The sequence below is a fragment of the Kitasatospora griseola genome (assembly GCF_014648555.1).
Classification (GTDB): Bacteria; Actinomycetota; Actinomycetes; order Streptomycetales; family Streptomycetaceae; genus Kitasatospora; species Kitasatospora griseola.
Window position 1 is genome coordinate 229,040 of the sequence record NZ_BMRI01000008.1, and the last position, 19,456, is coordinate 248,495.

The window sequence follows — 19,456 nt, forward strand, 5'->3', positions numbered from 1 at the left end:
TGAACGGCGGCCCGGCTGCCTAGCATCGCCGGGGGAACACCGCCGTCGAAAACCACCGGGAGCCTTCGTGGGAATCGTCACCGCCAACATGGCCGTCTCGCTGGACGGGTTCACCGCCGGGCCGGACCAGAGCCTGGAGCACCCGTTCGGCACGGGCGCGCGGGAGGCCCTGACCTCCTGGATGTTCGAGACCGACCGGCCGGGGCGGGAGCAGGACGCTCACCTTCTCGGCACGCTGCACGCCAACACCGGCGCGCACATCATGGGGCGGAACATGTTCGGCCCGGGCCGGGGCGCCTGGGACGAGACCTGGATGGGCTGGTGGGGGCCCGAACCCCCGTACCACGCACCGGTGTTCGTGCTCACCCACCACCCTCGCAAGCCGCTCCCGATGGGCGGCGGCACCACCTTCGAGTTCGTCACCGACGGCATCGAGGCCGCCCTCGACCGGGCCCGCGCGGCCGCCGGCGACCAGGACGTCGAGATCGCCGGCGGCGCCTCCACCGTCCGCCAGTACCTCCGGGCCGGGCTGCTCGACGAACTCGTCCTGCATCTCGTCCCCGTCACCCTGGGCGCCGGCGAGCGGCTCCTCGACGGCCTCCGGATCCAGCTGGAGCCCGCCGAGGTGATCCCCTCCGCGACCGTCACCCACCTGCGCTACCGGGTGCTCGGCCCGAACACCGCCGACTGACTGCTGCTCATGACCGCTCCGGCCACCGGATCGGCCCGGGCTCGACGGCCCGGGCCGTGACGGGTGTCAGTGCTGGCTGACCTGGAAGCAGGCGACGTCGTACTGCGACGGCGCGCCCGCGTTGTTGTAGGCCGCTCCGCCGGTTCCGCCGTTCGTGCTGCCGAAGCCGGGTTCGTTGAACACCGATCCGGGTGATGTCCCGGAGTGCCCCGGCGCCCCGGCACCGGTGCCGGGGGTCTCGAAGCTCTGACAGGACTGGTTCGGGGGCCCGGTTCCGCTCGGGTTGGCGGCGGCCATGGCGGTGGCCGCGCCGCCGAAGCAGAGCAGGCCGGCGAGGAGTCCCGTTGCCATCGTGCGAAGCATCCGTCCTCCATCGGTGAGCGGTTGCGCGAGGCCGGACGGCCAGGCGCCCCCGTCCGGTAGTACGTACGGGCGGCCTGACGTGTTCAATGCCCTAGTGGCGCAGGACGGCGAGCTGCCCGGTGGCGCGGGTCATCGCGACGTACCGGTCGGCGGCGCCCTCGATGCCCTCGCCGAAGGACTCCGGGTCGATCAGCACGACCAGGTCGAACTCCAGGCCCTTGACCAGTTCGGGGGTGAGCGAGCGGACCCGGGGCAGTCCGGGGTAGGCCGGGTCGCCGATGACGCAGGCGGTGCCCTCGGGGTGTTCGGCCAGCCAGGCGTCCAGCAGGGCGTCGCGGTCGGCGGGGGCGCCGTGCAGGACGGGCAGGCCGCTGCGGCGGATCGAGGTGGGGACGTTGGCGTCGGGGAGGGCGGCCCGGATGACGGGTTCGGCCTCGGCCATGACCTCCTCGGGCGTGCGGTAGTTGACGCTCAGCGAGGTGAGGGTGACGCGGTCCAGGCCGGCCCGTTCCAGGCGTTCGGTCCAGGACTCGGTGAAGCCGTGCCGGGCCTGCGCGCGGTCGCCGACGATGGTGAACGAGCGGGATGGGCAACGGGCGATCAGCATCTGCCATTCGGCGTCGGTGAGTTCCTGCGCCTCGTCGACGACGATGTGCGCGAACGGGCCGGCCAGCAGGTCGGGGTTGACCGGTTCGGGCTCGGAGTGGTCGATCAGCGCGTCGCGCAGGTCGGCGCCGCCCAGCATCATGGTCGCGCCCTCGCCGTCGTCGTCGGAGTTCAGCAGGTGGTCGACGACGCCGTCCATGAGTTCGCGTTCGGCGGCGAGGCGGGCCCGGTGGGCGCGCTGGCGGCGGTCGGCGTCGGTGTCGCCGAGCCGGCGGCGGGCGGCGTCCAGCAGCGGCAGGTCGGCGAGCGTCCAGGCGGCGGGGTCGGTGCGCTGGAGGGTGCGGATCTCCTCGCGGCTCAGCCAGGGCGCGCACAGCCGCAGGTAGGCGGGGACGGTCCACAGGTCGCCGACCAGGTCGGTGGGTTCGAGGATCGGCCAGGCGCGGCGCAGCGCGGTGAGCAGTTCGCGGTCGCGGCGGAGTTCGCGGGCGAGCATCTCGGGCGAGATGCCGTGTTCCTCGTCCTGGAGGGCGTCGGCGTTCTTGTCGATCAGGATGGTGACGAGTTCGTCGAGGATCGTCTCGCGGGCCTCGTTGTGCGGGGTGCCGGCGCCGACGGCGGCGAAGGCCTCGGACCAGTCCTCGGGCTGGACCGAGATCTCGTACCACTCGATGGCGAGTTTGCAGGCCTCGGTGGGCGGTTCCTCGTAGATCCCGACGGCCCGCTCGATCGCGCCGACCATGCCGGCGGTGGCCTTCAGCCGCGCCACTTCAGGGTCCGGTTCCTCGGCGACCGCCTGGCCCTCGGGGAGCAGGTCGCGCAGCGTGCAGGTCTGCACGCCCTCCTCGCCGAGGCTGGGCAGCACGTCGGCGACGTAGGCCAGGTACGGCTGGTGGGGGCCGACGAACAGCACGCCGCCCTTGCGGTGGCCGAGGCGCGGGTCGGAGTACAGCAGGTGGGCGGTGCGGTGCAGGGCGACCACGGTCTTGCCGGTGCCGGGGCCGCCGTCGACGACCAGGGCGCCGCGCGAGCCGGCCCGGATGACGGCGTCCTGGTCGGCCTGGATGGTGGCGAGGACGTCGCGCATCCGTTCGGAGCGGGCGGAGCCGAGGCTGGCGATGAACGCGGACTGGTCGTCGAGGGCGGCGTGGCCGTCGAGCGCGTCGGCGGTGAACACCTCGTCCCAGTAGTCGCCGACGCGGCCGCGGTGCCAGCGGTAGCGGCGGCGGCTGGTGAGGCCCATCGGGTTGGCGTGGGTGGCGGCGAAGAACGGTTCGGCGGCGGGCGAGCGCCAGTCGATGAGCAGCCGACGGCCGTCGGCGCCGGCGAGGCCGAGGCGGCCGATGTACACGGGCTCGTCCTGGTCGGCGAGGACGATCCGGCCGAGGCACAGGTCGCTGCCGAAGCGGCGCAATGTCCGCAGCCGGGAAGAGAGTTGGTGGATCTCGTTGTCGCGGTCCATGGCCTCGCGGCCGGCCCCGCCGGGGTTGCGGCGGACCTGGTCGAGCCGGGCGGTCAGCTCGGCGATGTCCTGTTCGAGGGTGGTGGCGACGGTGGCGAAGTGCCGGTCGTCGTCGGCGATCAGGGCCGGGTCCGCCTTGGCGGCGAGCCGCTCGGGCAGCTCGAAGGCACTGGTCGTCTGCTGGGTCATGTCCTGCTTCTCCGATCCCCTGCCGGGCATTTCGCGCACTCTGCCCGGTTTGATGCTCTTTGCGCTGCTTTCCCGATTCAGTCAGCGATTGTGCGCCATCGAGGGGGCCTTGCCGCAAGGCCCCCTGTCGGATATAAGTTGGACAGCGGCAGGAGAGCATCGACTCCCTGCCTTTTCTGTTTCTCCCGGGCGGTTCCTCAGTTCCGGCCGCCGGTGCCGCTCTCCAGGACGGAGGCGAGGGAGAACAGCGCGAAGCAGACGCCGCCGAGGCCGACCAGGACCCGGGCCGCGACGATCACGTTCGGTTCGGCCGACTCGAACAGGAACGCCGACATGAACAGGCAGACCAGGCCGGTGCCGATCGGGATCAGCGGCATGCGGTCGGCCGACGGGGCGTCGCGGCGCCAGACGAGGCCGAGCAGCAGCAGCTTGCCGAGGACGGTCCAGGCGATCAGCCCCAGCCCGATCTGAACGTAGCCGGTGGCCAGTTGGGTGGGCCGGGGGTCCAGGGCGACGACGACCAGGCCCCCGGTGATGTCCATGGCCCCGAGCGTGCCCGCCACGACGGGCCACCAGATCCGGTCCCGCCGGCTGTAGGTGTTCTGGATCTGCCGCAGCAGGCTGGCCACCAGCCCGACCAGGCAGGTGCAGACGATCGCCAGGTCGACGACCACGTGCCCGGCCGTGAAACGCCCGGCCTCGTCCCCGCCGCCCCCGTTGGCCAGCAGGACGGTCGCCCATGCCGCCGCGACGGCGGTTGCGAGGACCGGGACCGCCACCAGGGTCCGGGCCGCGAAGGGACGGAACGGCGCGGGCGAGCGCGGCGGGGAACCGTCGGGAAGGGCAGCGTTCTCGCTGATCAGCGCGAACCGGGTGGAGACGGCGGCCACCGACGAGACGCACACGCAGACCAGTCCGATGCCGAGGACCGCGCTCCCGGCCACGAAGTCCGGCGGCGGCCGGCGGCTCTCGGTGAGCAGGCAGACCCCGTAGCCGATGGCGACCCCGGCGACCGCGAAGCCGAACGCCGGGTAGCCGAACCGGTCCAGTGCGGTGAAGCGGCCGATCAACTGCCGGACGATGGTCGCCGCGGTGGCGAACAGGCAGAGGCAGACGGCCGCCAGGAAGACCAGCACCAGGCCCGCGACCCGGGCGCTCGGCCCGGTGGAGTGCGCGAGGACGTAGCCGCCCAGCGCGGCCGACACCGCGCCCATGAGCAGGGGAATCGCCCGGAACAGCACGCTGACTCCGTGGTTCACCGTTCTCCTCGTTCGGTCTCGCCCGGCGCGCGGCCGGTCCTGGCGGCGGGTGCCGGGCAACTCGGCGATGCCGCGGACGAGTTCGCTGTCGCTACGGTCGGCGCCGGTGCCGACGAGTACGCCGAGGCGTTCGGCCGCGCGTGCCGAAGGCGGTCTCGGCCTCCTCGCCCGGCGCCTGCCCGTACGCCGCGCCGGCCCGGAAGCCGGCCGCCCGCAGCGCGGCGGGGGTGAACGCCCCGGTGCGCAGCCGCAGTGGCGGATCGACCTGGACGCCGCCGCGCAGCGAGGCCGTCGGGTGGCCCGGCGGTTCACGGTCCAGGGCTCCGCGCAGGCCACGGCCGACACCATGCGTCACGTTTTCTCCTGAATACTCCAGGACTTCCGTTCTCGGTGAAATACGTCGGTGAAACACGGTGGCCCGAACCCGAACTGACTGGCATGCCCTGTTTAGTCCGGCCCGGGGGCACGGCCGCTCCGGCCGCGCGCGTGTTCACCGATTTCGCCCGGTCGGCCCAGGCACGGCCGTCGCATCCGCCCTCTGATGACACCCGCCGTACGAGTCCCTGGTGGCGGCCTGCGATGCTGTCGGCGGACACGGCGAGTCGCCGAAGGGCAACGGAAGGTGGGCACAGCATGGCCACGGCGGCGGAGAGCGACGACCCGCTCGGGGAACTCCGACCACACGAGCGGTTCGAGGTCTGGCGCGACCTGATCGGACTGACCAGGGACTGCGACGCCACCAGCGCCGACATCGACCGCTTCGACGCCGAACTGCGCCGCTCCGCACTCGGGCCGGTGACCTTCCTCGGCACCTCCTTCCCGTCCGCCCGGTTCCGCCGCACCGACGCCCGAGTCCGGCGCTCCGACCCCGGAGTGTTCCACCTGACGCTCGTTCAGCACGGCGCGCTCGCGCTGACCCGCGACGGCGAGCCGACCCAGCTGTTCCGCCCCGGCGAGGTGACCATGCTGGACAGCTCCCGCCCGTACGAGCTGCGGGCGCTCGGCGAACGCACCGCGACGGGCGGCGAACCGCGTGTCGAGGGCGTCGGCATCGACTTCCCGACGGCGCTGCTGCCGATCCCCCCGCACCGGCTGCGCGGACTGCTCGGCCGGGGCTTCCGGGCCACCGAGGGGTCCGCGGCGATCCTCGCGGACTTCCTGCTCAGCGTGGACCGCCAGGCCCCCGTCCTCGGCCCCGCCGTCGCCGACCGGCTCGGCCCGATCGCGGTGGACCTGGTCGCCGCCTGGCTGGCCGACGAGTTGGCGGACGACACCGAACTCCCCGAGACGGCCCGGCAGCGCGCCACCGTCGAACAGGTCCGCGCCTTCGTCCGCCGCCACCTGCACGACCCCGAACTGTCCCCCGCCACCGTCGCCGCCGCCCACCACATCTCGGTCGGCTACCTGCACCGGCTGTTCGCCCAGCACACCGACGGCGACACGGTTGCGGCCTGGATCCGCCGCCTGCGCCTGGAGAAGGCCCACCGCGACCTCTCCGACCCCGCCCTGCGCCACGTCCCGATCGGCACCATCGCCGCCCGCTGCGGCATCCCCCGCCCCGACGACTTCAGCCGCGCCTTCCGCACCGCGTACGGCCTCGCCCCGCGCGACCACCGCCGCCACTCCTGCCCCTGACAGTTGACGCCTCGCCAACCGGCCGGACACCCAGTGCCAAACCGCACCCTGCCCGTCCGCCCTAGCGTGGAGTCCAGGGGGGAAGCCCGTTCCGGGGGACGGGCTCGACCTTCGACGTCGCTCCGGACCGTCGGCCCGCCCGCCGGTCCGGAGACCGAGGGGGAACGTCGAAACCGACGGGGGCTGTCGCACCGGATCGCCGGATCCACGCGACGGCCCCCGTTCTGCTACCCCGCGAGCGCCTCCCGGGCGGCGACCGTCCCGTGGTGCTCCTCCCCGAAGTGCGCCCGCCAGTCCGCCACCGCACCGGCCAACGCGCTGTCGCCCCTCCCCTGCCGCAACTTCGCGATCCCGAGCGCGGTGCGCAGCTCCAGCACCCGGTGGGACGGGGCGTCCGCACACCGGGTCAGGGCCTCGCGGGCCTGCTGCTCGGCCTCGACGGGCTGCTCCAGGGCGAGGAGGACGTTGGCGGCGGCCAGGCCGAGTATCGAGAGGTCCTGCTCGGTCAGGCCGGACATCTCGGTGCCGATCGACTCGGCGGTCTCGACGGCCTGCTGGGCGGCGGCCGGGTCGCCCTGGCCGATCAGCGCCCGGGACAGATGGAGGCACAGCAGGAAGCCGAACCGGTCCGCACCGCCCGTCTCCGCCATCGCCTCCCGCAGCAGGCCCTCGGCCTCGGCGTGGCGGCCCCTGAGCAGCAGGCTCACCGCCAGGTTGTGGCCCGCCCACAGCCGGATCGGGGTGGCGACGGGCTCGGCCACCGTGGCGGTGGCCGCCCGCACGCGCAGCGCGAGCGCCTCGGCCTCGGCGTGTTCGCCGAGCCAGGCGAGCTGCGCCACCCGGTCGCTGTCCGCCACCAGCGCGAACTCCGGCCTCGGCGGCGCCATCCGGCGGGCCACTTCGGCGAGGTCGACGAGCACTTCGACGGCCTCCCGGTGGCGTCCCACCTCACCCAGCATCAGCGCCTGCGCCTGACCTGCCGACAGCCGCAGGTCGGTCGCCCCGGCCACCGCCCCGGCCACCGCCACGGCCCGCCCGATCTCGTCCATCGCCTCGTCGCACCGCCGGTCCGCCCACAGGGCGTCGACCAGTTCGAGGCGCAGCACCGCCTCGGCCACGCCCGCCACGCCCGGCGTGTCCAGCGCCGCCCGCAGTTCGGACTCCGCCTCGGCGGCCCGGCCCTGCTCCCGCAGAGCCCGGCCGAGTGCCGCCCGGCCTGCCACCACACCTTCCACGCCCGGCCGGCCCGCCCCGGTGTACAGCTCGACGGACTCCCGCGCCAGCCGCTCGGCCGAGGTGAACCTGCCTGCCTCGTGCTCCTGTTGAGCGGCCGTCAGCAGCTCTCCGGCCCGACTGAGCTTGCGATTCGTGAACAGGGGCATCGCGTCGTCCCTTCCGTTCGATCGGCGTCGGCGAGCGTAGTGCCGGGGTACGACACCCACCCGTCGGCGCCGAGGTACGGGACTCCCACCCGTCAGCCGGTCACACCGCCATCGCGAGCATCAGCGGCGTCGCCCGCGCGGTGAGCAACTCGGCGGCCTCGCGCAGCCGGTGGGCCTGCTCGGCGGGCAGCGAGGTGGCCAGGCAGCCCACCGTGTTCCCGGCGACTATCGGGACAGCGGCGCAGACCGCGTCCATCGAGTACTCCTGGAAGTCCAGCACGGGGACGGTCGCGGGCTGCCGGTCGAGCCGGTGCAGCAGGCGGTCGGTCTCGGTGATGGTCCTCGCGGTGAGCCGGGCCACCGGGTGCCGGGCGAAGTGGTCCAGCCGTGCGGCGTGGTCGAGTTGGGCGAGCAGGCACTTGCCGATCGCGGACGCGTGCGCGGTGGCCCGGAAGTCCACCCACTCGTGCACGGCCGGCGCGTCCTCGCCTGCGCACACCGCCTCCACCAGCAACTCGCCGTCCTGGTACCGGCTGAAGTACACGGCGGCGCCGAGCTCGTCCCGCAGATCCTCCAGCCGATGGTGCAACCGGGCCCGCACCAGCGGCTCCCGGTGCTGCGCACCGAGCAGCGTGAACGCCCCGCCGAGCGTCCACACCCCGTCCAGGTGCAGCAGGTACCCCTCGGTCTCCAGCTCCTCCGCGAACTGCCGGACGGCCGACTCCGGCATGCTCAGCGCCCGCGACAACTCCGCCGTCGTGCACCCGTCGGCGTACCGGTCCACGGCCTCCAGCAATCGCAGCGCCCGCCGCAACACCCCGAACGGGCCCGCACCCCCACCACCCGGCCCCAGCAGATCACTCCGACCCCGGCTCACCGTCGTCATCTCCCGGACCCCCTCCCTCGCATCCCACCGTCAGCCCAGCGTATCCAGCCGATCACCGCTCCATCATCAGCTCACCGGATATTCCCTCACCAGAGCGCCACCCCCTTGACAGGCATATGCCCCGAAGAGTCCGTGCGCGGGAGCTCCCGCAGGGGCCCGGGGAACGGCGAGGCCGGGTCTGCCGGCGATCAACGGGGCGCGTCGCGTCCCGCCGTCTCCGGTCCCCTGTTCCGGCCCGCATCCGAAAGCCCCCTGATCGCCTCCGCTCTCGTCTCCCCCTCCGGCAACGCCCGCACCCACCGCCCCACCAGCCCGTCCCACCCCGCCTCCGTCAGACGCCCCGTCAGCCGGACCCGCGCCAGCCCCCCGTCCGGATACACGTTCACGCGCACATGCGTCACGGGCGCGCCCCCCGGGAGCCGGTACCGGTGCCGGGTGTCCGGCTGCAACCGCGTCCGCGGCAGCAGCACCACCTCGCCCTCCCCGCCCAGACCCACGAGCTCCACCCACCCCGGTGCGTTCGCGACGAAGCACGAGGTGTCCACCTCCACCGCCAGCACCTCGCCCTCCCCGGCCAGCGCGATCCGCACCCAGTCGTGGGACTTGTCGCGTCGCCGCCGGGTCTCCCACCCTTCCCCCATGACCCGCGCCCGCCCGGGCGCGTTCAGGTGGTGCGGGGAGGAGTAGTACCGGTCGGACGCGTCCTCGGCGACGCCGCCGTACTCCTGCGCGGCGAGGTCGAAGGTCAGCCCGGCCAGCTCTCGCGGGTCGGGCAGCACCACGCCGTGCACCCGTAGCCGGGCGACGCCGCCGTCCGGCCAGATGTTCAGCCGGACGTGCGTGTACCGCACGGGGTCCGACACCGCGAAGAGGTGCGCACTGTCACCGCGCAGCGCCGTCCGCGGAACGATCTCGGTCCAGGAGGCCGCGGCGACCTCCGCCGGCGAGGGGTGTCCGGGGACGGACGCGGCCTGGACGGACGCCGTCTCGGGGTGGTTGCCGGTGAAGTGCGCGGTGTCGACCACCACGCCGCGCACCACGCCCGCCGCGCCGAGCCGGACGATCACCCAGTCGTGGTCCTCGTCGGTGGGGTGGGGCTGTTCGGCGCTGACGCCGCGTCGGCGGCGGGATTCCCAGCCGTCCATGATCTGGCCCTTGTGTCCGAAGGTGTGCGGGCGGAACTCGGCGGGCGCGGCGACCAGCAGGTTCTCGGCGTCGGCGAAGGTGTCCTCGTTGGTGGCGACCACGCCCGCGCCGAGCGCCCGCGAGGCCAGGTCGACCAACTCGGTGAACGGCACGTCCGGATCCGATCCCGTACTCAACCGACCCTCCTCCTACCGGACTTCAACGACGGACGAGCTGCTGGCCGTGCGGCGCGCCGTCGAGGTCGACGACCCGTCCGCGCAGCCAGGTGCGGCGGACCAGCCCGGTGAGGGTGCGGCCCGCGTACGGGGTGACGGGGTTCTTGTGGTGGAGCTGTTCGGGCCGGACGGTGAACTCGCCGTCGGGGTCGAACGCCACCAGGTCGGCGTCGCAGCCGGGCGCGATGGCGCCCTTCACACCCGACAGACCGACCAGCCCGGCCGGCCCGGCCGCCATCCAGCGCACCACGTCCGTCGGCGAATGCCCCCGCCGTCGCGCCTCGGTCCACACGGCGGGCAGCCCCACCTGCAACGACGCTATCCCGCCCCACGCGGCAGCGAAGTCGCCGCTCCCACCCAGCCGTTGGCTTAGCTTCAGCTCGCTCGTCGACGGCGAGTGGTCGGAGACCACGGCGGCGAACTCGCCCGCCGCCAGCGCCTGCCAGAGCAGCTCCCGGTTGGCCGCGTCCCGGATCGGCGGGCAGCACTTGAACGCGGTGTCCCCGTCGGGGACTTGTTCGGCGGCCAGGGTCAGGTAGTGCGGGCAGGTCTCGGCGGTGACCCGCACGCCGTCCGCCCGGGCCTGCCGCAGCAGCGGCAGGACGGCGGCGCTCGAAACGTGCAGCAGGTGCACCCGGGCGCCGGTGCGCCGGGCGCAGTCCAGCAGCCCGGCCACCGCGACGCTCTCCGCGGCGTCCGGACGGGACGCCAGGAAGTCCCGGTAGCGGGCGCCGCCGACGTTCGGGGCGGCGTCCAGCACGGCCGGATCCTCGGCGTGGACGATCGCCAGCGCGCCGAGCCGGGCCTGTTCGGTCAGCGCGGCCACCAGCTCGGCGGGGCCGGTCAGGTGCGGGAATTCGTCCACCCCGGACGGGGCCAGGAACGATTTGAAGCCGAACACTCCTGCCCGGTGCAGCAGTTCCAGCTCGCCGAGGTTCCCGGGCACCGCCCCGCCCCAGAAGCCGACGTCCACCCAGAGCCGACCCTCGGCGGCCTTCCGCTTGGCCGACAGGCCGGCCGAACTCGTGGTGGGTGGAACGGAGTTGAGCGGCATGTCGACGATCGTGGTGACTCCGCCGGCGGCCGCCGCCCTGGTCGCGGAGGCGAATCCTTCCCACTCGGTGCGGCCGGGCTCGTTGACGTGCACGTGGGTGTCGACCAGCCCGGGCATCAGCACGAGTGCGCCGAGGTCGGTCACCCCTCGTCCGCCCACCGCCCCGTGGGCCGCCACCTGTTCGATCCGTCCGCCCCGGACCACCACGTCGGCAGCCCGTTCGCCGTCCGGCAGCACCACCCGCCGACTGCGGATCACCACACCATCGCCGAGCGGCATCAGGAGCCTCCGAACGCCGGGAGAGTCCTGGGAGCGTAGGCCCGCCCCGGTCGACCGTCAATGCGACCGGCATGCTGCTGTCTCTCACCGCCCACAGCGAACTCGCCCGCATCCGGGCCGGGTTCACCCGCTTCGCCACCAGGAGGACCACCGAGTGACCGTCGAACTCCGCCACCTCACCGCCCTCACCGCGCAGGCCCGTCAGGACCTGCTGGACGTCTACGCGGACGTCCGGGCCCCGCTGCTGCAGCTGGCCAACTACCGCGTCGAAGCGTTCGTCGAGCGCCTCGACCGGCACCTCGCCGACCCCGGCTTCGGACTCGTCCTCGGCTACCGCGGCGGATTCCCGGTCGGGTACGCCTACGGCAACACCGTGGACGCCGACGACCGGTACTGGGCGCGGATGGCCGAGCCGCTCCCCGACGGCTTCACCGACGCCCCGGTGCTCGCCCTCAAGGAGATCGGCGTCCGCGCCGCCTGGCGCGGCACCGGCACCGCCCGCCGCATCCACGACGAACTCCTCGCCCACCGCACCGAGAGCCGCGTCACGCTCATGGTCAACCCGCTCGCCGGGGACGGCAAGGTCCGGACTCTGTACGGGACTTGGGGCTACCGGGCGTTCAACAGCCAGCGGGCAGCGCCCGACTCGCCGCGGCTCACCGTCATGGTGCGCCCGCGCTGAGCCGAACCCCGGCAGGTCGGCAGTGATCACCGAATCCGACCGATCGCTCCATTTGGTCATTACATCCGACAACCATTTCGGAGGACGATCGCTAAGGTGAGCGTGTGCGAGTGATGGTGGAGTTCACGACCGAGCCGTTCGAGCTGGACGGCTTCCCCGAGCACGCCAGAACCGCCCGCCGGGCGGTCGAGGACGCCGGACTGGCCGTCGCCGTGGGGCCGTTCGGCACCAGCGCCGAGGGCGACGCCGAGCAGGCGCTGGCCGCCACGGCCCGGCTGCTGCGGGAGACCCTGGCGGTCGGCGCCAGCCGGGTCTCGCTCCAGGTCAGCGTGCTGGCCGACGGCCCGGCGCCGGCCGGCCCCGCACCGCTCGACGAGCACCCGTTCACGGCGGCCCTGCGGCCGCTGCTGGAGGCGATCGGCGCCACCGCCGTCGATCCGGCCGAGGCGCGGGCCGAGGACGTCGTCCTGGAGTGGGACGGCGCACCGGCCGTCGCGGTGCGGCTGCCGCACCTGGGCAGTGCGCTGGACCGGCTGCTGGCCGAGACGGCCCGCCAGTTCGACGGCCGCCCGCTGGCCGAGCTGAGCCGCACGGAGAAGCAGCGGGTGGTCGCCCTGCTGGAGGAACGCGGGGCGTTCACCGTCCGCCATGGGGTGGAGACGGTCGCGTCGGCGCTCGGTGTCAGCCGGTTCACCGTGTACAACTACCTGAACCGGCAGGAGAAGTCCTGACCGGCAGGCGTCGCGCACGGCCGCCGCCGCACGCCCTCGCCACAAACAAGTTCAACAAAGCGTTGACGGCCCGTCGGGCCCGCTCTAGCTTGTCCGGGTGGCACCAACCCCAGGAGGTCCCTCCGTGACCGAGCCACCCCCGGAGCCGCCCGCCGCCCCTCTCCCGCTCACCGCGCTGGCCGCCGCCGAGCCCGCCCACCTGCTGGCGGTCCTGCTGGAGGTCTGCGCCAGCCCCGCCTGGGCCGCCGCCGTCGCGGCCTCCCGCCCCTGGTCCGACCGCGCCGCGCTGCTGGCCGCCAACGCGACGGCCACGGCCCGACTGTCGCCGGCCGAGCTGACCGAGGCGCTGGCCGGCCACGCCCGGATCGGCACGCCGAAGGCCGGCGACGCGGCGTCCGAACGCGAGCAGGCCGGCCTCCGGGGCGTCGAGCCGTCCGTACTGGACGAGTTGGCCGCGGCCGACGCCGCCTACGAGGCGAAGTTCGGCCACCTGTTCCTGATCTGCGCCACCGGCCGCACCGCGGCCGACCTGCTCGCCGCCCTGCGCGAGCGGCTGCCGCACGACGCCGCCACCGAGGCGGAGACCGTCCGCGAGGAACTGCGCCGGATCAACGAGCTCCGCCTCGACCTCCTGCTCACCGCCGAAAGCTGACGCCTCGTCAATTCAACGATCTGCAAGGACTGTTCATGGCCGGCATCTCCACCCACGTGCTCGACACCTGCCTCGGCCGCCCGGCCGAGGGCGTCCCGGTCGAACTGGCCGTGCACGCCGAGGGCGGCTGGCAGGTGCTCGGCGCCTCCGCCACGGACGCCGACGGCCGGGTCACGGACCTGCCGGACGTGGCGGGCGGCTCGGTCGCCCGGCTGCTGTTCGACACCGCGAAGTACCACGCGGCGCAGGCGGCCGGCCCGGGGTCGGGGCAGCCGCCGTTCTTCCCGGAGGTCTCGATCGTCTTCACGGTCGCGCCTGCCCAGCGGCACTACCACGTCCCGCTGTTGCTGAACCCGTTCGGCTACTCGGTCTACCGCGGCAGCTAGGCCCCCTGGACGCCGCCCACCGCTTAGGAGACACGTCATGGCCCACGTGCTCGGGCAGAACCAGTACGGCAAGGCGGAGAACCGCATCGTCCGGGTCCGCCGCGACTCCGGACGCCACGAGATCAAGGACCTGAACGTCTCGGTCTCGCTGCGCGGCGCGTTCGACGACGTCCACCTGACCGGATCGAACGCCAACTGCCTGCCCACCGACTCCACCAAGAACACCGTGTACGCGTTCGCCAAGCAGTACGGCATCGAGTCCGCGGAGGGGTTCGCCGCCCTGCTGGCCCGGCACTTCGTGGAGCACACCGAGCGCGGCGTGGTGCACAGCGCCCGGATCCGGGTCGAGGAGTACGGCTGGGAGCGGATCCGCACCGCGGACCGGGCCGCGGAAGCCGGCGACAGCGGGCACTCCTTCGTCCGCAGCGGGCAGGAGGTGCGCACCACCGAGGTGCTGTACGACGGCGACCGGTTCCGGGTGGTCTCGGGGCTCAAGGACCTGGTGGTGATGAACACCACCGACTCGGAGTTCTGGGGCTACCTCAAGGACCGGTACACCACCCTCCGGGAGGCCTACGACCGGATCCTGGCCACCCAGGTGACGGCGCGTTGGGCGTTCGGCTTCCACGGCCGCGACGGCCAGCCGCAGCCGGAGTGGAACCACTCGTACCAGGAGGTCCGGCGGCACCTGCTGGAGGCGTTCGCCGACACCTACTCGTACTCGCTCCAGCAGACCCTGCACGCGATGGGCACCCGGGTGCTGAACCACCGGGCCGAGGTGGACGAGGTCCGCCTGGAACTGCCGAACAAGCACCACTTCCTGGTCGACCTGGCGCCGTTCGGGCTCAAGAACGAGAACGAGGTGTACTTCGCCGCCGACCGGATGTACGGCCTGATCGAGGGCACCGTGCACCGGGAGGGCGTCACCCCGGTCATCCCTGTCTCCTGACGACCCGTCACCTCCCCCAGGAGTTCCCATGGCAGTGCAGCCCCCGGCCTCCGCTCGACGGATCGTGATCGAGAACGCGGCGATCGCCACGGTCGACGCCGCCGGCACCGAGTACGCGCGCGGGCACGTGGTCGTCCGCGGCAACACCGTCGAGTCGGTCGGCGACGGACCCGCGCCGCCCCGTCTCGCCGACGTGGCACGACGGATCGACGGCGAGGGGCACCTGCTCACGCCGGGGCTGGTCAACACCCACCACCACTTCTACCAGTGGCTGACCCGCGGACTGGCGCAGAACCACATCCTGTTCGACTGGCTGGTGGAGCTGTACCCGTCCTGGGCGCGGATCGACGCCGAGCTGGTGCACGCGGCGACCCTGGGCTCGGCGGCGGCGCTGCTCACCTCGGGCTGCACCACGGCCGCCGACCACCACTACGTCTTCCCACGCGACGCGGGCGACCTGCTCGGCGCGTCCATCGAGGCCGTCCGGCAGCTGGGTCTGCGGTTCACCGCGCTGCGCGGGTCGATGGACCGCGGCCGGAAGGACGGCGGCCTGCCGCCGGACCACGCGGTGGAGGACACCGACGAGATTCTCGCCGCCTCCGAGGCCGCGGTCGACCGGTGGCACGACGGCTCCTTCGGCTCGATGCTGCAGGTCGCCCTGGCGCCCTGCTCGCCGTTCTCGGTCTCCACCGAACTGATGTCCCGCTCGGCCGAGCTGGCCCGCCGCAAGGGGGTTCGGCTGCACACCCACGGCTCGGAGACCGCCGAGGAGGCGGCCTTCTGCCACCAGCTGTTCGGCATGGGCCCCACCGACTACTTCGAGTCCACGGGCTGGCTCGGCGAGGACGTCTGGATGGCGCACTGCATCCACCTGACCGACTCCGACCTCGCCAAGTTCGCCGAGACCGGCACCGGCGTCGCCCACTGCCCGTCCTCCAACGCCCGCCTGGCCGCCGGCATCGCCCGCGTCCCCGACATGCTCGGCGCCGGCGTCCCGGTCGGCCTCGGCGTGGATGGCACCGCCTCCAACGAATCCGGCCAACTCGGCACCGAACTGCGCAACGCCCTCCTGATCAGCCGCCTGCGCGGCGGCCCCGACACCCTCACCGCCCGCCAGGCCCTGCGCGTCGCCACCATGGGCGGCGCGAGAGTCCTCGGCCGTCAGCACGAGATCGGCTCCGTCGAACCCGGCAAGCTCGCCGACCTCGCCCTCTGGAGGGTCGACGGCCTCCTCCACTCCACCATCGCCGACCCCGTCGCCGCCCTCGTCCTCGGCGCCCTCCCCCCGCTCACCCTCCTCCTCGTCGACGGCCGCCCCGTCGTCGAACGGGGCCACCTCACCACCGCCGACGAGCCCACCATCGCCCGCACCTGCGCAACGGCCGCCCGCACCCTGGCCGCCCGCCACGACTGACGGCCCGTCGGCCTGTCCGCGGCTTCCGATAGCTTCCAGGCACGTCGACCGCAGCAGGAGGAGCATTCGAATGGGCGCCAGCGAGTGGCATTACGTCACGCCCTACCTCGGTTCGCCGCAGCGCAGTCTGGACGCCCTGCACCGGGCGGAGTTCGCCACCCACTGGGCGGGCCAGGAGTACGACACGCTGGAAGAGCTGTGGGCCGACGAGGAGTTCATGGACGAGCAGGGCACCCACTCGATCCTCGACGTCCCGTACGCCGTCGAGGACTCCTCGGAGCCGCTGGGGTTCGAGGACGTGGGCAGCGTCCGCCCGCTCCCGGCGCAGAGCCTGCTGGACCACTTCGGCACCGAGCGTCCGACGGTCGAGCAGTTCACCCGGGTCCTCGCCGACTCCCCGTATCTGCGGACCGAGGTCGACCTGCGGTGGACCGGGAAGTACGTCGTCCTGCACACCGACGGCGAGCCCACCCACTTCGGTGTGTTCGGCTTCTCCGGCGACTGACGGCTCCCCGCCCGGCGGTCCGTCAACGGCGGGCGGCGGCTGCGGGCATCGCCAGGCCGGCCGTCGCCAGCAGGGCGCCCAGGACCGCCCAGCCGGCGACGCCGTGGGCGAGCGCGGTGGCGGTGACGATCAGCGGTCCGATCACGTGCGAGCCGGCCTGGCCGCTCATGAAGACGCCCTGGTACTCGCCGTGCGCGGCGGGGTCGGCGAGGTCGAGGCTGAGCGTCCAGCCGCCCGCCGAGGTGAGCAGTTCGGCGAGCGAGTGCAGCAGCACGCCGGCCAGCACCAGGGTCACGGCGAGCACGGTGCCGCGTCCGCCCGCCGCCGCGTACACCAGGCAGGCCGCGGCGAGCAGGACGCCGCCGCGGGCACAGGCCCCGGCCGCGGAGCGCACGTCGACCACTCCGCGGCTGGCGCGGACCTGGAACAGCACCACGGCAAGGCCGTTGACGATGGCGACCACCGCGACCAGGGCGCGCGGCGCGGTGGTGTGGACGGCGATCCACAGCGGGATGCCGATCTCCAGCATCGCGAACTGGAGTTCCAGCACGGCGTGCAGGAAGGCGACCAGCAGGTAGCGGCGGTCGGCGAGCGCGGTGCGCGGCCGCGATCGACCGGCGGCCGGAGCGGCGGGGACCGTCGCGTCGGGGAGGCCGCGCAGCAGCAGCGAGGTGGCGGCGAAGCTCGCGGCGTCCAGGGCCAGCACGGTGGCGTACGACCAGTGGGTGTCGGCCTGGAGGGCGAGCATCGCGCCCGCGCCGCCGAGCATCAGTCCGGCGTTCATCACCGAGCGCAGCAGGGCCCGCGAGCGCACCTGGTCGGCGGCGGGCAGCAGGTGGGCGATCAGCGCGCTGCGCACCACGACGGCGCCGCGTTCCAGCACGGTGGCGACGACGATCGCGGCGACGAACGGCGCGAAGCCGCGCACGAAGACGTAGCCGAGCACGGCCGCGCCCTGCAACGGTCCGAGGACGTACAGCAGTCGGCGGTGCCCGACCCGGTCGGCGAGCCGCCCGAACGGCACGCCGGACAGCATCCCGGCGACTCCGGCCGCGGCCAGGCCGAGGGCCAACTGTCCGGCGCTCAGCCCGACTTGGCGGGTGAAGTAGAGCGCGCTGACGGAGTAGTAGAGCCCGTTGCCGACGGTGTTGACGCCGGTCATCACGGCGAGCCGGCGCAGCACGGGCTCGGCGGGCAGCAGGGATCGGCGCCCGGCGGGCGCGGCGGTGGCGGTCATGGCCGTCAGCACACCAGGGTTCCCAACTCGCCGGAATCCTTTTACCGTTGGGGTCAATGTTCGAGTTCGCCCTCGGCGTGGACGACCTCGCCACCACCTGGTTCACCTACTCCCCCGTGCAGGAGGCGGTGTTCAGCCTGCGGGCGCGCCGTTACCTGCACAAGTACCCGTTCCAGCAGCGGTGGATGGAGTCCTGGGAGTCGGCGTACCGGGCGCTGGACGTCCCGCTGCTGGAGTCCCTGGTAACGCCCCGGGCCTGGGCGCCGGACTTCCTGACGCCCCGACCGATCGTCCAACGTCCGTCCTTCGAGAGCGAGTTGGCGACGATCGCGGGCACGCCGCCGGAGACGGTGGTGAAGGACTTCACGGCCGCCTACCGGGGCGACGGGGCGCCGGTCCCGGAGCCGGTGGCCTCGCTGCTGGCCGATCCGGCGGAGCTGTTGGCGCGCTGCGTGGCGCAGCTGCGCGGGTACTGGGAGCGCTGCCTGCTGCCGCAGTGGTGGCCGCGGGCGCGGACGGTGCTGGAGGCCGATCTGGCGTACCGGGGGCGGATGTTCGCGGAGCGCGGCGCGGAGGGCCTGTTCGCGGAGTTGGACTCCCGGCTGTCCTGGCGGGCGGGGGTGCTGCGGCTGGACGACCCGGATCCGCGGGTGCGGGCGCTGGGCGGCCGGTACACGCCGGTGGCGGGCCGCGGCCTGGTGCTGATGCCGACGCTGTGCGCGTTGGGCGCGCACACCGTCATCGACGCGGACGAGCCGCCGGTGATCACCTACCCGGCCCGCGGCAACGCCCTGATGGGCGAGAGCTCCCCGCCCCGGGTCCCGGACGCGCTCGCCGAGTTGATCGGCCTGCCGCGGGCCCGCCTGCTGGTCCTGCTGGACCAGCCGGCCTCCACCACCGCGCTCGCCCACCGGCTCGCCGTCACCCCGGGCGCGGTCAGCCGCCACCTCTCCGCCCTGGCCACCGCGGGCCTCCTCACCCGCACCCGCGCCGGCCGCTCCGTCCTGTACGCCCGCTCCCCGCTCGGCGACGCGCTGACCGCCGGCGGAGCCTAGCGGTCATTCCTCGGCCCGACCGGAGTCGCGGACCTTCCACCTGTCGAAGGAGTCGATCTCCTCCGCGCGGGCGAGCACCTGACACTGCTTCAGGCCGATTCCCGGCGCCGGCCGGGTCGGGAGGATCGGAGCATGCGATTCGAGCTGTTTCACCCGACCCCGAGGCTCGGCGGCACCGCACGGCCGGTCCCGCCCTGGGCCGTCCGCGCCGCCCGGTGGATACCGCTGGCCGTGCTTCCGTCCTGCCTCTGGCGGCTGCCCTTCGCGTTCGAGTTCGAGATGGGCCAGGTCTACGAGGTCCACAAGACCTGGCACTGGTGGGTGATCCTCTACGTCTTCGGGCTCAGTGTGCTGTCCGAGGGGATCGCCTACCTCTCCTTCGGTCTGGTGGCCGGGTGGGGCGAAGTGGCGCCGGCCTGGCTGCCGTTGATCGGCGGCCGGCGCATTCCGCCGTTCGCGGCGATCGTCCCGGCAGCCCTGGGCGGGCTGGCCCTGGTCGCGCTGTGGGACCCGCTGCCGCTGGCCTTCCTCGACCTCGGGGTCCCGCTCGTCGAGTACTCCAGCGGCTGGTGGAAGGCCCTCGCGGCGGCGGCCACCCTCCCGCTGACCCTGTGGGGCCCGCTGGTCCTGGCCCTGACCTGGGCCTACTACCGGCGCCGCCGCGAGGAGTGAGCCGCC

The 19,456-nt window shown here is 73.5% G+C and carries 20 protein-coding genes; 11 read left to right on the forward strand and 9 right to left on the reverse strand.

What is annotated here, in order from left to right; all coding sequences use genetic code 11:
* The first annotated feature begins 88 nt into the window (after positions 1 to 88).
* Positions 89 to 691 (forward strand): dihydrofolate reductase family protein, encoded by a 603-nt coding sequence (locus IEZ12_RS13435; RefSeq protein ID WP_229847515.1) that lies wholly within the window; start codon positions 89 to 91, stop codon positions 689 to 691.
* A 66-nt stretch (positions 692 to 757) separates the two neighbouring features.
* On the opposite strand, the gene IEZ12_RS13440 is transcribed toward IEZ12_RS13435, so the two are convergent.
* The 4 genes from IEZ12_RS13440 to IEZ12_RS13455 all read right to left on the reverse strand — a co-directional run bounded on the left by IEZ12_RS13440 (position 758) and on the right by IEZ12_RS13455 (position 4,925).
* Complete coding sequence (locus tag IEZ12_RS13440) at positions 758 to 1,042, reverse strand: hypothetical protein (protein ID WP_189272247.1); 285 nt, start codon at positions 1,040 to 1,042, stop codon at positions 758 to 760.
* Positions 1,043 to 1,145: 103 nt separating this feature from the next.
* Positions 1,146 to 3,311: an RNA polymerase recycling motor ATPase HelR gene (gene helR, locus IEZ12_RS13445; protein WP_189272248.1), complete on the reverse strand. Its 2,166-nt coding sequence runs from the start codon at positions 3,309 to 3,311 to the stop codon at positions 1,146 to 1,148.
* Between the two features lie 197 nt (positions 3,312 to 3,508).
* Entirely contained in the window at positions 3,509 to 4,570 is a 1,062-nt protein-coding gene (locus IEZ12_RS13450) for a DUF2776 family protein (protein WP_189272249.1), read from the reverse strand.
* 91 nt (positions 4,571 to 4,661) lie between these two features.
* Positions 4,662 to 4,925: a hypothetical protein gene (locus IEZ12_RS13455; RefSeq protein WP_189272250.1), complete on the reverse strand. Its 264-nt coding sequence runs from the start codon at positions 4,923 to 4,925 to the stop codon at positions 4,662 to 4,664.
* Between the two features lie 278 nt (positions 4,926 to 5,203).
* Between IEZ12_RS13455 and IEZ12_RS13460 the strand changes: the two genes are divergently transcribed.
* Positions 5,204 to 6,205 carry a helix-turn-helix domain-containing protein gene (locus IEZ12_RS13460; RefSeq protein WP_189272251.1) on the forward strand — a complete coding sequence of 334 codons (1,002 nt, stop codon included), beginning with the start codon at positions 5,204 to 5,206 and terminating at the stop codon, positions 6,203 to 6,205.
* Between the two features lie 227 nt (positions 6,206 to 6,432).
* On the opposite strand, the gene IEZ12_RS13465 is transcribed toward IEZ12_RS13460, so the two are convergent.
* From IEZ12_RS13465 to allB, 4 genes are all read right to left on the reverse strand, one after another.
* A complete protein-coding gene (locus IEZ12_RS13465) occupies positions 6,433 to 7,587 on the reverse strand; it encodes a tetratricopeptide repeat protein (RefSeq protein ID WP_189272252.1) in 1,155 nt (384 codons plus the stop codon).
* Between the two features lie 100 nt (positions 7,588 to 7,687).
* On the reverse strand, positions 7,688 to 8,473 hold the full coding sequence (locus IEZ12_RS13470) for an IclR family transcriptional regulator (RefSeq protein WP_189272253.1): 786 nt from the start codon (positions 8,471 to 8,473) through the stop codon (positions 7,688 to 7,690).
* Between the two features lie 188 nt (positions 8,474 to 8,661).
* On the reverse strand, positions 8,662 to 9,795 hold the full coding sequence (gene alc, locus IEZ12_RS13475) for an allantoicase (RefSeq protein WP_189272254.1): 1,134 nt from the start codon (positions 9,793 to 9,795) through the stop codon (positions 8,662 to 8,664).
* Between the two features lie 22 nt (positions 9,796 to 9,817).
* Entirely contained in the window at positions 9,818 to 11,167 is a 1,350-nt protein-coding gene (allB, locus tag IEZ12_RS13480) for an allantoinase AllB (protein ID WP_189272255.1), read from the reverse strand.
* A gap of 154 nt (positions 11,168 to 11,321) precedes the next feature.
* On the opposite strand from allB, the gene IEZ12_RS13485 reads away from it, so the two are divergent.
* The 7 genes from IEZ12_RS13485 (at position 11,322) to IEZ12_RS13515 (ending at position 16,486) form a co-directional block, all read left to right on the forward strand.
* The gene (locus tag IEZ12_RS13485) at positions 11,322 to 11,849 is read left to right on the forward strand and encodes a GNAT family N-acetyltransferase (protein ID WP_189272256.1); all 528 of its coding nucleotides are present in this window, start codon (positions 11,322 to 11,324) and stop codon (positions 11,847 to 11,849) included.
* Positions 11,850 to 12,181: 332 nt separating this feature from the next.
* Entirely contained in the window at positions 12,182 to 12,580 is a 399-nt protein-coding gene (locus IEZ12_RS13490; protein WP_189272307.1) for a helix-turn-helix domain-containing protein, read from the forward strand.
* A 124-nt stretch (positions 12,581 to 12,704) separates the two neighbouring features.
* A complete protein-coding gene (gene uraD / locus IEZ12_RS13495; RefSeq protein WP_189272257.1) occupies positions 12,705 to 13,232 on the forward strand; it encodes a 2-oxo-4-hydroxy-4-carboxy-5-ureidoimidazoline decarboxylase in 528 nt (175 codons plus the stop codon).
* A gap of 35 nt (positions 13,233 to 13,267) precedes the next feature.
* Entirely contained in the window at positions 13,268 to 13,618 is a 351-nt protein-coding gene (gene uraH, locus IEZ12_RS13500) for a hydroxyisourate hydrolase (protein ID WP_189272258.1), read from the forward strand.
* A 37-nt stretch (positions 13,619 to 13,655) separates the two neighbouring features.
* Positions 13,656 to 14,567 (forward strand): factor-independent urate hydroxylase, encoded by a 912-nt coding sequence (pucL, locus tag IEZ12_RS13505; RefSeq protein ID WP_189272259.1) that lies wholly within the window; start codon positions 13,656 to 13,658, stop codon positions 14,565 to 14,567.
* 28 nt (positions 14,568 to 14,595) lie between these two features.
* Entirely contained in the window at positions 14,596 to 15,981 is a 1,386-nt protein-coding gene (locus IEZ12_RS13510; protein WP_189272260.1) for an 8-oxoguanine deaminase, read from the forward strand.
* A gap of 70 nt (positions 15,982 to 16,051) precedes the next feature.
* On the forward strand, positions 16,052 to 16,486 hold the full coding sequence (locus IEZ12_RS13515; protein WP_189272261.1) for a hypothetical protein: 435 nt from the start codon (positions 16,052 to 16,054) through the stop codon (positions 16,484 to 16,486).
* Between the two features lie 22 nt (positions 16,487 to 16,508).
* Here the strand turns inward: IEZ12_RS13515 and IEZ12_RS13520 are convergent, their stop codons facing one another.
* Complete coding sequence (locus IEZ12_RS13520; RefSeq protein WP_189272262.1) at positions 16,509 to 17,723, reverse strand: MFS transporter; 1,215 nt, start codon at positions 17,721 to 17,723, stop codon at positions 16,509 to 16,511.
* A 56-nt stretch (positions 17,724 to 17,779) separates the two neighbouring features.
* Here IEZ12_RS13520 and IEZ12_RS40035 point away from each other — a divergent pair, with 56 nt between their 5' ends.
* On the forward strand, positions 17,780 to 18,778 hold the full coding sequence (locus tag IEZ12_RS40035) for an ArsR family transcriptional regulator (protein WP_189272263.1): 999 nt from the start codon (positions 17,780 to 17,782) through the stop codon (positions 18,776 to 18,778).
* Positions 18,779 to 18,910: 132 nt separating this feature from the next.
* Positions 18,911 to 19,450, forward strand: coding sequence for a hypothetical protein (locus IEZ12_RS13530; protein WP_189272264.1), 540 nt, complete (start codon positions 18,911 to 18,913; stop codon positions 19,448 to 19,450).
* The last annotated feature ends 6 nt before the right edge of the window (positions 19,451 to 19,456 follow it).

Bases quoted from the DNA above. Each gene is read 5' to 3' on its own strand.
- IEZ12_RS13465 (WP_189272252.1), bottom strand. From the start codon at position 7,587: ATGCCCCTGTTCACGAATCGCAAGCTCAGTCGGGCCGGAGAGCTGCTG.
- IEZ12_RS13510 (WP_189272260.1), top strand. From the start codon at position 14,596: ATGGCAGTGCAGCCCCCGGCCTCCGCTCGACGGATCGTGATCGAGAAC.
- allB (WP_189272255.1), bottom strand. From the start codon at position 11,167: ATGCCGCTCGGCGATGGTGTGGTGATCCGCAGTCGGCGGGTGGTGCTG.
- pucL (WP_189272259.1), top strand. From the start codon at position 13,656: ATGGCCCACGTGCTCGGGCAGAACCAGTACGGCAAGGCGGAGAACCGC.
- IEZ12_RS13435 (WP_229847515.1), top strand. From the start codon at position 89: ATGGCCGTCTCGCTGGACGGGTTCACCGCCGGGCCGGACCAGAGCCTG.
- IEZ12_RS13515 (WP_189272261.1), top strand. From the start codon at position 16,052: ATGGGCGCCAGCGAGTGGCATTACGTCACGCCCTACCTCGGTTCGCCG.
- IEZ12_RS13520 (WP_189272262.1), bottom strand. From the start codon at position 17,723: ATGACCGCCACCGCCGCGCCCGCCGGGCGCCGATCCCTGCTGCCCGCC.
- IEZ12_RS13530 (WP_189272264.1), top strand. From the start codon at position 18,911: ATGCGATTCGAGCTGTTTCACCCGACCCCGAGGCTCGGCGGCACCGCA.
- IEZ12_RS13470 (WP_189272253.1), bottom strand. From the start codon at position 8,473: ATGACGACGGTGAGCCGGGGTCGGAGTGATCTGCTGGGGCCGGGTGGT.
- IEZ12_RS13440 (WP_189272247.1), bottom strand. From the start codon at position 1,042: ATGGCAACGGGACTCCTCGCCGGCCTGCTCTGCTTCGGCGGCGCGGCC.
- uraH (WP_189272258.1), top strand. From the start codon at position 13,268: ATGGCCGGCATCTCCACCCACGTGCTCGACACCTGCCTCGGCCGCCCG.
- IEZ12_RS40035 (WP_189272263.1), top strand. From the start codon at position 17,780: ATGTTCGAGTTCGCCCTCGGCGTGGACGACCTCGCCACCACCTGGTTC.
- helR (WP_189272248.1), bottom strand. From the start codon at position 3,311: ATGACCCAGCAGACGACCAGTGCCTTCGAGCTGCCCGAGCGGCTCGCC.
- IEZ12_RS13460 (WP_189272251.1), top strand. From the start codon at position 5,204: ATGGCCACGGCGGCGGAGAGCGACGACCCGCTCGGGGAACTCCGACCA.